General features: G+C 65.8%; 12 protein-coding genes. 1 reads left to right on the top strand and 11 read right to left on the bottom strand.

Annotated features, from left to right (window positions below):
* Positions 1–172: 172 nt before the first annotated feature.
* Positions 173–2,617 carry a phosphoenolpyruvate synthase gene (gene ppsA, locus ACI48D_RS20505; protein WP_435573102.1) on the bottom strand — a complete coding sequence of 815 codons (2,445 nt, stop codon included), beginning with the start codon at positions 2,615–2,617 and terminating at the stop codon, positions 173–175.
* Between the two features lie 182 nt (positions 2,618–2,799).
* Between ppsA and ppsR the strand changes: the two genes are divergently transcribed.
* Positions 2,800–3,648, top strand: a complete 849-nt coding sequence (gene ppsR / locus ACI48D_RS20510; protein ID WP_435573103.1) for a posphoenolpyruvate synthetase regulatory kinase/phosphorylase PpsR — start codon at positions 2,800–2,802, stop codon at positions 3,646–3,648.
* Between the two features lie 181 nt (positions 3,649–3,829).
* Here the strand turns inward: ppsR and ACI48D_RS20515 are convergent, their stop codons facing one another.
* From ACI48D_RS20515 to rseP, 10 genes are all read right to left on the bottom strand, one after another.
* Complete coding sequence (locus ACI48D_RS20515) at positions 3,830–5,032, bottom strand: EAL domain-containing response regulator (RefSeq protein WP_435573104.1); 1,203 nt, start codon at positions 5,030–5,032, stop codon at positions 3,830–3,832.
* A 58-nt stretch (positions 5,033–5,090) separates the two neighbouring features.
* Positions 5,091–5,894: a TrmH family RNA methyltransferase gene (locus ACI48D_RS20520; protein WP_435573105.1), complete on the bottom strand. Its 804-nt coding sequence runs from the start codon at positions 5,892–5,894 to the stop codon at positions 5,091–5,093.
* Complete coding sequence (rnhB, locus tag ACI48D_RS20525) at positions 5,891–6,559, bottom strand: ribonuclease HII (protein ID WP_435573106.1); 669 nt, start codon at positions 6,557–6,559, stop codon at positions 5,891–5,893. Before rnhB ends, ACI48D_RS20520 begins: the two co-directional genes overlap by 4 nt.
* Positions 6,556–7,728 (bottom strand): lipid-A-disaccharide synthase, encoded by a 1,173-nt coding sequence (gene lpxB, locus ACI48D_RS20530; RefSeq protein WP_435573107.1) that lies wholly within the window; start codon positions 7,726–7,728, stop codon positions 6,556–6,558. Before lpxB ends, rnhB begins: the two co-directional genes overlap by 4 nt.
* Positions 7,712–8,500 (bottom strand): acyl-ACP--UDP-N-acetylglucosamine O-acyltransferase, encoded by a 789-nt coding sequence (gene lpxA / locus ACI48D_RS20535; protein WP_435573108.1) that lies wholly within the window; start codon positions 8,498–8,500, stop codon positions 7,712–7,714. Before lpxA ends, lpxB begins: the two co-directional genes overlap by 17 nt.
* Positions 8,500–9,009, bottom strand: coding sequence for a 3-hydroxyacyl-ACP dehydratase FabZ (fabZ, locus tag ACI48D_RS20540; RefSeq protein ID WP_435573109.1), 510 nt, complete (start codon positions 9,007–9,009; stop codon positions 8,500–8,502). Before fabZ ends, lpxA begins: the two co-directional genes overlap by 1 nt.
* Complete coding sequence (gene lpxD, locus ACI48D_RS20545; RefSeq protein WP_435573110.1) at positions 9,006–10,064, bottom strand: UDP-3-O-(3-hydroxymyristoyl)glucosamine N-acyltransferase; 1,059 nt, start codon at positions 10,062–10,064, stop codon at positions 9,006–9,008. Before lpxD ends, fabZ begins: the two co-directional genes overlap by 4 nt.
* 83 nt (positions 10,065–10,147) lie before the next feature.
* Positions 10,148–10,657 carry an OmpH family outer membrane protein gene (locus tag ACI48D_RS20550; protein WP_435573111.1) on the bottom strand — a complete coding sequence of 170 codons (510 nt, stop codon included), beginning with the start codon at positions 10,655–10,657 and terminating at the stop codon, positions 10,148–10,150.
* A gap of 42 nt (positions 10,658–10,699) precedes the next feature.
* A complete protein-coding gene (gene bamA, locus ACI48D_RS20555; RefSeq protein ID WP_435573112.1) occupies positions 10,700–13,060 on the bottom strand; it encodes an outer membrane protein assembly factor BamA in 2,361 nt (786 codons plus the stop codon).
* Positions 13,061–13,114: 54 nt separating this feature from the next.
* A complete protein-coding gene (gene rseP, locus ACI48D_RS20560; RefSeq protein ID WP_435573113.1) occupies positions 13,115–14,458 on the bottom strand; it encodes an RIP metalloprotease RseP in 1,344 nt (447 codons plus the stop codon).
* Between the last annotated feature and the right edge of the window lie 3 nt (positions 14,459–14,461).

The following is a 14,461-nucleotide window of genomic DNA, read 5'->3' on the forward strand; positions in this document are numbered from 1 at the left end:
CGCTTCCTTCCCACACTCGGTTACCCTCATGCAGTTGCGCTTCACTTCGCTCACTGTGGTCAGCTCGCGGCGGGACTTGCACCCACAGGAGTGCGCCCATGCTGGGCGCACCCAAGAAAAACCCCCGCGGGCCCAGAGGCCGGCGGGGGTTCGATCGCGACAGCGCGACGGCTTACATCGCCGCCAGCTTCTGCCAGGTATCGATGACCGAGTCAGGATTCAGCGACATCGACTCGATGCCCTGCTCCACCAGCCACTGCGCGAAGTCCGGGTTGTCCGAAGGACCCTGGCCGCAGATGCCGATGTACTTGCCCTGGGCGCGGCAGGCCTTGATGGCGAGGCTCAGCATCGCCTTCACGGCCGGGTCGCGCTCGTCGAAGTCCTTGGCCAGCAGCTCCATGCCGGAGTCGCGGTCCAGGCCCAGGGTCAGCTGGGTCAGGTCGTTCGAGCCGATCGAGAAGCCGTCGAAGTACTCCAGGAACTGCTCGGCCAGGATGGCGTTCGAAGGCACTTCGCACATCATGATCACGCGCAGGCCGTTCTCGCCGCGCTTCAGGCCGTACTTCGCCAGCAGCGCGATGACCTTTTCGGCCTGGCCCAGGGTGCGCACGAACGGAATCATGATCTCGACGTTGGTCAGGCCCATCTCTTCGCGCACGCGCTTCATGGCCATGCATTCCATCTCGAAGGACTCGGCGAAGTCCTCGGCCAGGTAGCGGGCGGCGCCGCGGAAGCCCAGCATCGGGTTCTCTTCGTCCGGCTCGTAGCGCGAACCGCCGATCAGCTTCTTGTACTCGTTCGACTTGAAGTCGGACAGGCGCACGATGACCGGCTTGGGCCAGAACGCGGCGGCGATGGTCGCCACGCCTTCGGCCAGCTTGTCGACGTAGAAGGCGCGCGGCGAGGCGTGGCCGCGGGCCACCGATTCGACCGCCTTCTTGAGGTCGTTGTCGATGTTCGGGTACTCGAGGATCGCCTTCGGGTGCACGCCGATGTTGTTGTTGATGATGAATTCCAGACGCGCCAGGCCGACGCCGCCGTTCGGCACCGACTGGAAGTCGAAGGCCAGCTGGGGGTTGCCGACGTTGAGCATGATCTTGGTCTTCAGCGGCGGCAGCTCGCCGCGCACTTCTTCCGACACCTCGGTTTCCAGCAGGCCGTCGTAGATCCTGCCCTCGTCGCCTTCGGCGCAGGACACGGTCACGAAGGTACCGTCCTTCAGGATATCGGTGGCGTCGCCGCAGCCGACCACCGCCGGCACGCCCAGTTCACGCGCGATGATCGCCGCGTGGCAGGTGCGTCCGCCGCGGTTGGTGACGATCGCCGAGGCGCGCTTCATCACCGGTTCCCAGTTCGGGTCGGTCATGTCGGCCACCAGCACGTCGCCCGGCTGCACGCGTTCCATCTCGGACGGGTCGTTGATCACGCGGACCGGACCGGCGCCGATCTTCTGGCCGATCGCGCGGCCGCTGGTCAATACCGTGCCCGTGCCCTTCAGCTTGAAGCGCTGCTGGGCGTCGCCGGCCTTCTGTTGCGACTTCACGGTTTCCGGGCGCGCCTGCAGGATGTACAGCTTGCCGTCGCGGCCGTCCTTGCCCCACTCGATGTCCATCGGGCGGCCGTAGTGCTTCTCGATGATCACGGCATACTTGGCCAGTTCGACGACTTCCTCGTCGTTCAGCGAGTAGCGGTTGCGCAGCTCGACCGGCACGTCGACGGTCTGCACCGAACGGCCAGCCTTGGCTTCCTTGGTGAACTCCATCTTGATCAGCTTGGAGCCGATGTTGCGGCGGATGACCGGCTTCTTGCCCTGCTCCAGCATCGGCTTGTGCACGTAGAACTCGTCCGGGTTGACGGCGCCCTGCACCACGGTCTCGCCCAGGCCGTAGCTGGAGGTGATGAAGACCACGTCCTTGAAGCCCGACTCGGTGTCGATGGTGAACATCACGCCGGCGGCGCCGGTGTCCGAGCGGACCATGCGCTGCACGCCGGCCGACAGCGCGACCTCGGCATGGGTGAAGCCCTTGTGGACGCGGTAGGAGATCGCGCGGTCGTTGTACAGCGATGCGAACACGTGCTTCATGGCTTCCAGCACGTTGTCGATGCCGACCACGTTCAGGAAGGTCTCCTGCTGGCCGGCGAAGGAGGCGTCCGGCAGGTCTTCGGCGGTGGCCGAGGAACGCACCGCGAACGACATCTCGCTCTCGGAATCGGTAACCAGGCGGTCGTAGAAGGCGCGGATTTCCTGCTCCAGGCGCGGCTGGAACGGGGTCTCGACGATCCACTGGCGGATCTCGGCGCCGGCCGCGGCGAGCGCGCGGGTGTCGTCGATGTTCAGGTTCTCCAGGCGCAGCGCGATGCGCTGGCCCAGCGACGGGCCGCCGTCGGCGCTGTGGCGCAGGAAATCGCGGAAGGCGTCGGCCGTGGTGGCGAAGCCGCCCGGCACGCGCACGCCGGCTTCGGCCAGCTGGCTGATCATCTCGCCCAGCGATGCGTTCTTGCCGCCGACCGACTCGACGTCGGTCATGCGCAGTTGCTCGAACGGAGCAACGTACACGCTTTCGCCGGCCGCCGCGGGAGCGGGCACCTTCAGTTCTGCAGTAGACAGGTTAGTCATGATGAAACACCTTTTTGATGATAGGGAACCTTTCGTGGCTTGGCTGGGCGGCGGTGTTTTCTTGTTATTCTGGGCGCCGTGCAGCACAATCCGTACAACCGTTGCCGAGCATTTTAACCTGCGTTTGTGCGATGCACTGTGCGCCGGCTGCAACTTTGTCATTATCTTAGCAAAAAGGCACCATGACTTCCTTGAGCTCCCCCGTCAATCCGAATGCCGCGCGCACCGTATTCTTCGTGTCCGACGGCACCGGCATCACCGCCGAAACCTTCGGCCACGCGGTCCTGAGCCAGTTCGAGATGCGCTTCCGCCAGATCCGCCTGCCCTTCATCGATACCATCGAGAAAGCCTACGATGCCGCGCGCCGCATCAACGACGTCGCGCTGTCCGACAACCAGCGCCCGATCGTCTTTTCGACCCTGGTCAAGCACGACCTGTCGGCCGTGATCCGCGCCGCGCAGGGCATGCACATGGACCTGTTCCAGACCTTCGTCGCGCCGCTGGAGCAGGAACTGGGCGTGAAGTCGACCCACACCATCGGCCGCATCCACAACGTGGTCGACAGCGAGGAATACAAGAGCCGGATCGAGGCGATCAACTTCTCGCTGGCGCACGACGACGGCCAGTCGCACAAGAACCTGGCCGATGCGGACGTGATCCTGGTCGGCGTGTCGCGCTCGGGCAAGACCCCGACCAGCCTGTACCTGGCGATGCAGTACGGGATCAAGGCCGCCAACTATCCGCTGATTCCGGACGACTTCGAACGCGGCCGCCTGCCCTCGGCCCTGCCGCCGTTCAAGCACAAGCTGTTCGGACTGACGATCACGCCGGAGCGCCTGGCGGAGATCCGCAACGAGCGCCGCGCCGGCAGCAAATACGCGTCGCTGGAGAACTGCCGCTACGAGGTGAACGAGGCCGAGACGCTGATGCGCCGCGAGGGGATCCGCTGGCTGTCGTCGACGACCAAGTCGATCGAGGAGATCTCGACCACGATCCTGCAGGAGATCAAGCCGGATCGGCGGGAGTACTAGGGGTCATAAGAGGGGTCAGAGCCCGGTGTTGCTTTTTTAGGGCTCTGACCCCGGTGGGTAGTGGCAGCCCAACTTCGATACGCGGCGGCCGCGTGTCGAACGCACTCCGCCACTGACCACCGGGGTCAGGACCACCGGGGTCAGAGTCCCTTTAAAACCAACACCGGACTCTGACCCCTCGTTAGAAGAAGTGCTGCCAATCCTCGAGCCAGCCCGGAAACGCGCCGGCCTCCATCGGATTGGCAATATGGTAGCCCTGCGCATACGTGCAGCCCAGCCCCTGCAAGAAGTCCCAGTCCTGGCGCGTCTCGACGCCCACCGCGACCGACATGCGGTCCAGGCTGTGCGCCAGGCCGAGGCAGGATTTCAGCACCGTGCCGAGCGGGCGCTTCTTCGATGCGCCGTCGACGAAGGAACGGTCGATCTTCAGCTCCGAGAACGGGATCCGCGCCAGCAGTTGCAGGTTGGAGCGTCCGGTGCCGTAATCGTCGATCGCCAGGCCGAAGCCCATCATGCGCAGGCGTACCAGGCGTTCGATGAAATCGACGTCGAACTTCAGGATCGACGACTCGGTGATTTCGAAGGTGAGGTAGTCGGGCAGCACGCCGTGGCGCTTCATGCAGGACGACACCTGGCGGATGAAGTTCGGATTCGCCAGCGTCTCGGACGCCAGGTTCAGCGAGATCGAGATCGGGATGCCGCGGTCGTGGTACTGGCGGCAGCGTTCGACCGACAATTCGATCATGGTCCAGTCGAGGAAGTCGACGCGGTTGTTCTGTTCCAGCGCGTCGATGAAGGCGCTTGGGCCCAGCACGCCGTGCTCGGGGTGGCGCCAGCGCGCGAAGGTCTCCAGGCCCTTCACCTGGCCGGTGGCCAGTTCGATCTTGGGCTGGAAGAAGGGTTCGAACTGGCGCTGCTGCAGGCCGACGCCCACTTCGGCGAAGCTGAAGCTCGGCGACGCCGACGGCGCGCGCGGATGCGCCGCAGGCTGGAAGTTGTCCAGCACGGTCTTGAGCTTGGCGCTGGTGACCGGCTTGGCGACGGTGCCCAGCAGCTCGACGCCATAGGCCTGGGCCAGGGTCTCGACCGAGAACAGCACCCCGGCCGGCTGGGCCCCGATCACGATCAGGCGCACGGTGGACTTGAGCGCGGCGATCGCGCGCAGCAGCTCCAGGCCGTCCATGCCGCCCAGGGCCAGGTCGATGATGGCGACATCGACCTTCGGCGTGAAGCCGGCCTGCAGCGTACGCAGCGCGGTCGGGCCGTCGGGCACGTCGGTGACGCGGCTGGCGCCGAGCTGGCCGAGCGCCTCGATCAGCGCGCGGCGCTGTACCGGCTCGGCTTCCGCCACCAGGAAATGTAGGTTCTGTAAAGCTGACTGCATTGTGTCCATCATGACTCCCTTGCCCAAACGCAAGAGTACCCTGAGTGGGCGGTGCCGTCTATGCCTGGCGCTGCCGCTGTTGCCTGGACTGCCGTAATTGCTCGAAAAAGCACACTGCGGCGCAGGCGGCCACGTTCAGCGATTCGACCTGTCCCGCGTGCGGCACCGCGACGCGGCGGCTGGCCAGGTTCAGCAAGCTGTCGGAAACGCCCTGCCCTTCATGCCCCAGCACCCAGGCCACCGGGCCGGCCAGCTCGACGTCGTACAGGCATTCGGCGGCATAGCCGCTGGTCGCCAGCACCGGCACGCGAGCGTCGCGCACCAGCGCGGCCAGGTCGGCGTTCTCGTAGATCTCCAGCACGAAGTGGGCGCCCATCGCGGCGCGCAGCACCTTGGGCGACCAGCAGAAGGCGGTGCCGGGACTGCACCAGACCTGCCGGATGCCGGCCGCGCCGGCGCTGCGCAGGATCGAGCCGACGTTGCCCGGGTCCTGCACGCCGTCCAGCAGCACCGCGGACTCGGCCAGCACCTCAGGCACTTGCGGCGCAGGGGTATCCACCACGAACACCAGGTTGACGCCGTGCTCGACCTGGCTGATCGCGCCGAACAGCGCTTCCGGCAGCGCCGTCACGTGCCCGCGTGCGGCTTCGACGCGCTCGACGATGCCTGCCACTTCGGGATTGGCGAGCGCATCCTCGGACACCACGCAATGCGCCGGCATGCCCTTCAGCGCGAGCCAGGACTGGCACAGGTGCACGCCGTCCAGCAGCGAGCGCCCGGCCTTGCGGCGCGCCTGCGAGCTGGTGGCGAGCTGTTTCAGCTCCTTGTAGAAGGCGTTGTCGCGCGAACTGACGGTCTTCATGCCGCAGCGCCTTCCAGATCGAACAGCAGATCGGCCTGCAGCAGCGCCCGCACCGGCGCGAACGAACGCCGATGCACCGGGCACGGACCGTGCAAGCGCAGGCGCTCCAGGTGCAGCGCCGTCGAGTAGCCCTTGTGCTGGTCGAAGGCGTACTGCGGATAGGCTTCGTGCAGGGCCACCAGGGCGGCGTCGCGCGCGGTCTTGGCCAGGATCGAGGCGGCCGAGATGGCGTGCACCTTGTCGTCGCCTTCGACCACGGCATGGGCGCGGATCGCTTCTGGCAGCTGCGGGCAGCGGTTGCCGTCGATCAGGGCGATGGTCGGGAACATCCCCAACTGCTCGACCGCGCGGCGCATCGCCAGCATGGTCGCCTGCAGGATGTTCAGGGTATCGATTTCCATGTGCGAGCACTCGGCCACGGCCCAGGCCAGGGCCTGCTCCTTGATGATGGGCGCCAGCTCGTCGCGCCGCGCCTCGGTCAGCTTTTTCGAATCGCGCAGGCCCTCGATCGGCCGCTTCGGGTCGAGGATCACGGCGGCGGCGTACACCGGCCCGGCCAGCGGACCGCGCCCGGCCTCGTCCACGCCGCAGACGATGTCGGCGGCGGTGAACGGACGGCCACGGGGTGGCAGGCCGGGATAAAAATCGAATTTCTTCTTGCTCATCTCTTCAACCCAATGACATCGAGGACCGCCTGGCTGCTTAGCTCGGCGCTGTTGCGCAGCAGGCTATGGTGCATGTCCAGGAAGCGCTGCCGCAGCTTGTTCCGGTTGGCTTCGTCGGTCAACTGGAACCAGACCGCGTCCGCCAGCTGTTCCGGCGTGGCCGCGTGCTGCAGGAATTCCGGCACCACGGACTCGCGCGCCAGGATGTTCGGCAACCCGATCCACGGCAGGTAGCCCATGTGGCGCATGATCTCCCACGACGCGCGCATGACCTTGTAGGCGATCACCATCGGTTTCTTGAACAGCGCCACTTCCAGCGTCGCCGTGCCGGAGGCCGCCAGCACCGCGTCGGCGGCGGCGATGGCCGCGTGTGACTGGCCGTCGATCAGTTCCAGCGGCACGTCAAGCAATCCGGCCTTCGCCAGCAAGTCCATAAAATACGCCTTCTGGCGCTCGCCCGCCATCGGCGCGATGAAACGCACGCTCGGGTCGCGCCGGGCCAGCAGCTTGACCGCGCCGGCAAACGGCTCGGCCAGGTACTTGATCTCGGCCATGCGGCTGCCCGGCATCACGGTCACGAGCTTCGCGTGTTCCGGGATGCCGAGCCGGCGGCGCGCCCCGGCGACGTCGGGTTGCAAGGGGATCTGCCCGGCCAGCGGATGGCCGATATAGGTCGCCGGCACCCCGGCCCGGCGGTAGATCTCTTCTTCGAACGGGAAGATCAGCAGCATGTGCGAGACCGCGCGCTGGATCTTCTTGATGCGCCCGCCGCGCCAGGCCCAGATCTGCGGTCCGACGAAGTGCAGGGTCGGGATCCCGGCGGCCTTCAGCTGCTCTTCCAGGCCGAGGTTGAAGCCGGGGTAGTCGGCGCCGATGAAGGCGGCCGGACGCTCCGCCAGCAGGCGATCGCGCAGGCGGTTCTGGATGCCCTTCAGTTCGCGGTAGCGCGGAATGACTTCGAACAGTCCGCGCACGGTGAGCGTGTCCATCGGCACATCGGACACCAGGCCCTGCTCCAGCATGCGCGGGCCGCCGATGCCGGAAAAGCGTACTTGCGGCAGGTGCGGCTTGAGGCCGGCCATCAACTGCGCCGCCAGCATGTCGCCGGAGACCTCGCCGGCCACCAGCGACAAGTGGACGGCGGAGGTCGACTCAGCGGACGATGCCACGGCTCGTGGTGCCGAGGAAGTCGAGCATGGCCTGGATCTGCGGCGCACCCTCACCCGAATCCACCGCCTCTTCCGCCAGCTGGGCCTTGGCCTCTTCGAGCGTCTTGCCGGAGCGGTAGATGGTCTTGTAGGCGGCGCGGACCGCGTTGATCTGCTCGCGCGTGAAGCCGCGGCGCTTCAGGCCTTCGATGTTCACGCCATGGGCCTCGGCCGGATTGCCGGACACCAGCACGAACGGCGGCACGTCCTGGGTCAGGCTGGTGTACATGCCGATGAAGGCATGCGCGCCGATCTTGCAGAACTGGTGCACGCCGCAGTAGCCCGACAGGATGGCCCAGTCGCCCACGTGGACGTGGCCGGCCAGCTGGGCATTGTTCGAGAAGATCGTGTTGCTGCCGACCTGGCAGTCATGCGCCAGGTGGACGTAGGCCGAGATCCAGTTGTCGTCGCCCAGGCGGGTCACCCCCAGGTCCTGGGCGGTGCCCAGGTTGAAGGTGACGAACTCGCGGATCGTGTTGCGGTCGCCAACTTCGAGGCGGGTCGGCTCGCCGGCCCACTTCTTGTCCTGCGGTGCGGCGCCCAGCGAGGCGAACTGGAAGATCCGGTTGTCCTTGCCGATGGTCGTGTGGCCTTCGATGACCACGTGCGGGCCGACCACCGTGCCGGCGCCGATCTGCACGTGCGGGCCGATGATCGAATACGGGCCGACCTCGACCGAGCTGTCCAGCCGGGCCTGCGGATCGACGATCGCGGTCGGGTGAATCCTGCTCATCACTGCCCCGCTGCTTCCGGTGCAACTGCGGGGGTTGCGGCTTCGTTCGCGCGGATCGTGCACATCAGCTCCGCTTCCACCGCCACCTTGCCGTCGACGCTGGCGGTGGCCTTGTACTTCCAGATGCCGCGCGAGGTGCGCAGGATCTCGACGTCCATCTTCAACTGGTCGCCGGGGCCGACCGGGCGCTTGAAGCGCGCGTTGTCGATGCCGACGAAGTACACCACCGAATTCTCGTCCGGCTTCACGTTCATGGTCATGAAGGACAGGATCGCGGCGGTCTGGGCCAGCGCTTCGATCATCAGCACGCCCGGCATCACCGGCTGGTGCGGGAAGTGACCGTTGAAGAATTCCTCGTTCACCGTCACGTTCTTGATCGCGGTGATGGTCTTGCCCAGCTCATAATCGAGCACGCGGTCGACCAGCAGGAGCGGATAACGGTGCGGCAGGTATTCCTTGATCTGGCTGATGTTGAGGGTCTTGGCTTCGGTCTTGTTTTCGGTGCTCATTTTTCTTCTGTTTTGTCGGTCAAAGTTTTGATCTGTTTTTCGAGGGTGCGGATCTTCTCGCGCATCGAGGACAGGTTGCGCACGATGGCGGCGCTTTTCTCCCACTCCGAGTTCTTGGCCAGCGGGTAGAAGCCGGTGTACTGGCCCGGTTCGAGCACCGAGCGCGAGACCATGCTGCCCGAGGAGATATGGACATTGTCCGCGATTTCCAGATGGCCGAGCACCATGGCGGCGCCGCCGAAGGTGCAATTCCTGCCGATCTTCGCACTGCCCGCCACGCCGACGCAGCCGGCCATGGCCGTGTTGGCGCCGATGTGGCAGTTGTGGCCGATCTGGATCTGGTTGTCGAGCTTGACCCCGTCTTCGATGATGGTGTCGGCCAGCGCGCCGCGGTCGATCGTGGTGTTGGCGCCGACGTCGACGTCGTCGCCCAGAATCACGCGTCCGGTCTGCGGAATCTTGATGTACACGCCGTTCTCGCGCGCGAAGCCGAAGCCGTCGGTACCAATCACGACGCCCGAGTGCAGGATGCCGCGCTTGCCGATGCTGCAGCGCGCGTGGAAGCTCACGTTGGCGAACAGGTGCGTGCCTTCGCCGATTTCGGCGTCGCGGCCGACGAAGCAGCCGGCGTCGATCACCGCGCCCGCTTTGATCGTGGCGCCCGCCTCGACCGTCACGTGCGGCCCGATATGGGCGCTCGGGTCGACGCGCGCGCTCTCGTGCACGCTCGCGGTGGCGTGCACGCCGGGTGCGGGCGGGGTCTCCTCCAGCGCGGCGAAATACTGGGCGGCGCGGGCGAAGTAGGCGTAGGGGTTGGTGGTGACGATGCGCGCGCCCTCGTAAGTGCCGGCGACGGTGGCGTCGTCCAGCGGCGCGACGATCAGCGCCGCGGCCCGGCTTTGGGCCGCCAGCGCGCGCAATTTGCTATTGCTGAGAAAGCTGATGTGCGAAGCGTCGGCGCTGTCGAGCGGTGCGATGCCCTGAACCTCGAGGTTCGGGTCTCCCACCAGCTGTCCGCCGAAGCGTTCGACCAATTCACCCAGTCGAGTGCCCATCTGGTCGTTCCGTGAAAAGTAAAAATGAATAATGATACGCCGGCCGGGCGCATCCGTCCGGCCGGCGTATCGTATTGTGCGGCTTATTTGTCGAGCAGCTTGAGGATCTTGTCGGTGATGTCGATGCGCGGGCTGGACCAGATGGCTTCCTGCAGCACGACGTCGAGGTGCTCCTGCTCGGCCACCTGTTCGATCAGCTTGAAGGCGCGCTGGGCGATCGCCGCGCGCTCCTCGTTCTTCCGCTGCAGCAGGTCCTCGTTGAACTCGCGCTGCATGCGCTGCACGTCCTTCTCCATGTCGAGCAGCTCGCGCGTGCGGCGGGTGCGGTCGATGTCATTGAGCTTCGGAGCATCCTCGTCGAATTTTTCGCGTGCGCCCTTGAAGCGCTTGAGCATGTCGTCGACCTGCTTCTGGCGCTTGGAAAACTCGGCCTGGATCTTCTCGTCGGCCGTGCGCGCCAGCTTCGATTCCGTCATCAGCCTTTCGGTGTAGATGAAGCCGATCCGGCCGGTCGGCGCCTGCGCCTGGGCCTGGGCATTCACATGCAGCAGCGCGCCCGCACACACGGCGGCCAGCGCCAAGGTTCTGGGCAACGAGGCTATCGATTTATTCAACATGATTCTCCGCAATGCTTGTCAGAAGCCGGTACCCATCTGGAACTGGAAGCGTTCCAGGCGGTCGCCCGGCTTGGCGTTCAATGGCTTAGCATAACTCAACTTTAGCGGACCCACCGGGGAAATCCACGACAGGCCGATACCCGCCGAGTAGCGCAGCTGGTCGAGGCGCATGCGCTGGCCTTCCTGGTAGACCTGGCCGGTGTCGGCGAAGGTGAACCAGCGCAGCGAGCGGTCGGTGCCGCTGCCCGGGAACGGGAACTGCAGTTCGGCGTTGCCGATCACGCGGCGCGCGCCGCCGAGGGCGTCCAGGGTGTACGGGTCGACCAGGCCCAGCGACGAGCTCTCGTAACCGCGCACCGAACCGATGCCGCCGCCGTAGAAGTTCTTGAAGACCGGGTAGGCATGGCCTTGCAGGCCGCCGCCGATGTCCAGCTCGCCCTTCAGGGCCAGCGTCATCCAGCGCGTGAGCGGGCGGTACCACTGGTGTTCGTAGATCGCGCGGTAGTACTTGGCGTCGCCCAGCAGGTCGATTTCCAGGTTGGCGCGCTGGTAGCGGCCGCGGGTCGGCGTGACGGCGCTGTCGCGCGAATCGCGGCCCCAGGCCACGGTCAGCGGGATCGCATTGGTGGTCGCGCTGCCGACGCCGGTGGCCTTGGTGGTCGGGTCGCTCGCGTTCTGCTTGACGAATTCCTTGTACAGGGTCGGCGAGCTGCTGTCGGTTTCCAGCTTGGTGCGCTCCAGGCCGGCACCGAAGTAGACGGTGTCGGTCTCGGAGAACGGCACGCCGAAGGTCAGGTTGCCGCCCATCTGGCGCACGGTGTACGAACCGATGTTCAGCGCCGGCGGACGCGAGGTGCGCAGGTAGAGCTGGAAGGCGCGCGACACGCCTTCGTCGGTGAAGTACGGATTGGTCTGGGCGAACGAGACCGTGCGGTTGTACTTGCTGGTGTTCAGCTCGACGCCGACCGTGTTGCCGCTGCCGGCGAAGTTGGCCTGGGTGACCGAGGCCGTGAAGGTGAACTTCTCGGCCTGCGAGAACGCGCCGCCGATCATGAAGTTACCGGTCGGTTTTTCGGTGACCGCGATGTTGACGTCGACCTGGTCGGTCGTACCCTGGGATTCCGGGGTTTCCACGGTCACGTCCTTGAAGTAGCCGAGGCGGTCGACGCGGTCGCGCGAGAGCTTCACGCGGTTCGGGTCGTACCACGAGCTTTCGAACTGGCGGAACTCGCGGCGGATCACTTCGTCGCGCGTGATCGTGTTGCCCGAGATCGTCATGTGGCGCACGTAGGCGCGCTTGCCCGGATCGACGATGAAGGTGAACGCGACTTCGTGCTTGGCCTGGTTGATTTCCGGGTTCGCGTTGACGTTGGCGAAGGCGTAGCCGAAGCTCGCCAGGCGGTCGGAGATGCGCTTGTTCGAGGCTTCCAGCAGCTCGCCCGAATAGGTCTGGCCCGGGCGCAGCAGGATCAGCTGCTTCAGTTCTTCGGTGCGGCCGAAGGTCTCGCCTTCCATCTTGACGCCGGTGACGGTGTACTTCTCGCCCTCGGAGATGTTGATGGTCAGGTAGATGTCCTTCTTGTCCGGGGTGATCGCGACCTGGGTCGATTCGACCGTCGCTTCGAGATAGCCGTGGTTCGCGTACCAGGACTTGATCGCTTCCAGGTCGCCGGTCAGCTTCTGCTTGGAGTACTGGTCGGCCTTCGAGTACCAGGTAAACCAGCCCGAGGTATTCAGCTGCAGCAGTTCGCGCAGCTGCTTGTCGGAGAAGGCCTTGTTGCCGACGATGTTGATGCCCTTGATCTTGGCGGCGTCGCCTTCGTCGACGTTGAACATGATCGTCACGCGGTTACGCTCGATCGGGGTCACGGTGGTGGTGATCTTCACGCCGTACAGGCCGTGCGACAGGTACTGGCGCTTGAGTTCCTGTTCGGCGCGGTCGACCGATGCCTTGTCGAAGATCTTGGTTTCGCCGACGCCGATTTCCTTCAGCGCCTTGACCAGCATGTCCTTCTCGAATTCCTTGGTGCCGGTGAAGTCCACACTCGAAATCGCAGGACGTTCCTCGACCAGCACGACCAGCACGCCGTTCTCTTCTTCCAGGCGCACGTCCTTGAAGAAGCCGGTCGCATACAAGGCCTTGATCGCAGCGGTGCCCTTGTCGTCGTCGAAGGTTTCGCCGACGCGTACCGGCAGGTAGCTGAACACCGTGCCTGCCTCGGTTCGCTGGATGCCTTCGACCCGGATGTCCTTCACGACGAAGGGCGCGACGGCGGAAGCGTGGCCGGCGCACAGGGCCAGCACGGCGGCACCGATCAGACTGCGGCGGGAAGGCATGGCGAAGCGGGGCAAGGCAGAACGATCAGAGTGTAATTTCATTGCTTAGGTCAATGGGTCAGTCATTTGGACAAACTACGTATTCTGCGCCGGGTATCAGAACAGCCGCACCAGGTCGTTGAAGACGGCGAGCGCCATCAGCATGAGCATCAGGCCGAACCCTGCGATCTGCGCGATCTCTCCGACGCGCGCGGACAGGGGGCGCCCGGTCAAAACTTCCAGCGAATAATACAGCAATTGGCCGCCATCCAGAACCGGAATTGGTAACAGATTCATTACACCCAGGCTGAGGCTGATGAAGGCGAGCATCTCGATATAGGTCGCGAAGCCCGCATCGGCGGCCTGCCCGGCGACGCCCGCGATGGTGATCGGGCCGGACACGTTCTTCAGCGAGACTTCGCCGGTCAGCATCCTGCCGATCATCTTCAGGGTCGCCACGCTGCCGTCCCAGGCGCGCTCCGCCCCCTTGGCGACGGCCTCCAGCGGACCGGCCTGCACCGTCACCATCTCGGGCGCCTGCGCCACCATCAGCTTGACGATGCCGGCGCCTGTCTCGGGGTCGCGCTCGGGCGTGACGGCCACGCGCAGCGGCTGGCCGGCGCGCAGCACGTCCAGCAGCAGCGTGCGGCCGGCGGCGCCGCGCACGGCCTCGATGAAGTCGATGCCGTCGGTGAGCGGCTTGCCGTCGATCGCCACCGCCAGGTCGCCCGGCTGCAGTCCCGCGCGCGCGGCGGGGCCGCCCGGAATCACCTTGTCGACCGCCGGCCGCGGGCGCCACATCTGCATGCCCAGCTGCTTCATCACGTCGACCTCGCCTTCCGGATTCAGGCGCGCCATGGTGGCGGCCGGGATCACGGCGCGGTAGCTGCCGCCGCCCTGGCCATGCAGGGTCAGCTCGGCCTCGTGCTTGTCGAGGATGGCGCGCACGATTTCCCAGCGCAGGTCGCCCCAGGCCGCCACCGGCTTGCCGTTGACCGCGGTGACGGCGTCGCCGCCGCGCACGCCGGCCAGGTAGACCGGGGTGTCGGCATGCATGGCGCGCAGGCGCGTGCCCGGCTCCTGCTTCCCGGCCATGAACAGGCCGGCCATCAGCACGATGGCGACGATGAAGTTCACCGCCGGACCAGCGGCGATGATGGCGATACGCTTCCAGACGTTCTGGCGCGTGAACTCGCGCGCTTCCTCGGCGGCGTCGCGCGGCGCGGTACCCGGGTCGCGGCTGTCGACCAGCTTGACGTAGCCGCCGAGCGGCAGGATCGACAAGGCCCACTCGGTCTGGTCGCGGCCGACATGGCGCGACCACACCACCCTGCCCATGCCGATCGAGAAGCGGCGCACCTTCACGCCGCACAGGCGCGCGACCCAGTAATGGCCCAGTTCGTGGACGATGATCAGCGGCCCGAGGCCCAGCAGGAAGCCGATCAGGATATGGCCGAGCATGGC

This window comes from Massilia sp. LXY-6 (assembly GCF_051233485.1).
GTDB lineage: Bacteria > Pseudomonadota > Gammaproteobacteria > Burkholderiales > Burkholderiaceae_D > Telluria.

Coding starts and splice junctions, on each gene's coding strand:
- ppsA (WP_435573102.1), bottom strand. CDS start 2,617: ATGACTAACCTGTCTACTGCAGAACTGAAGGTGCCCGCTCCCGCGGCG.
- ppsR (WP_435573103.1), top strand. CDS start 2,800: ATGACTTCCTTGAGCTCCCCCGTCAATCCGAATGCCGCGCGCACCGTA.
- ACI48D_RS20515 (WP_435573104.1), bottom strand. CDS start 5,032: ATGCAGTCAGCTTTACAGAACCTACATTTCCTGGTGGCGGAAGCCGAG.
- ACI48D_RS20520 (WP_435573105.1), bottom strand. CDS start 5,894: ATGAAGACCGTCAGTTCGCGCGACAACGCCTTCTACAAGGAGCTGAAA.
- rnhB (WP_435573106.1), bottom strand. CDS start 6,559: ATGAGCAAGAAGAAATTCGATTTTTATCCCGGCCTGCCACCCCGTGGC.
- lpxA (WP_435573108.1), bottom strand. CDS start 8,500: ATGAGCAGGATTCACCCGACCGCGATCGTCGATCCGCAGGCCCGGCTG.
- fabZ (WP_435573109.1), bottom strand. CDS start 9,009: ATGAGCACCGAAAACAAGACCGAAGCCAAGACCCTCAACATCAGCCAG.
- lpxD (WP_435573110.1), bottom strand. CDS start 10,064: ATGGGCACTCGACTGGGTGAATTGGTCGAACGCTTCGGCGGACAGCTG.
- bamA (WP_435573112.1), bottom strand. CDS start 13,060: ATGAAATTACACTCTGATCGTTCTGCCTTGCCCCGCTTCGCCATGCCT.
- rseP (WP_435573113.1), bottom strand. CDS start 14,458: ATGCTCGGCCATATCCTGATCGGCTTCCTGCTGGGCCTCGGGCCGCTG.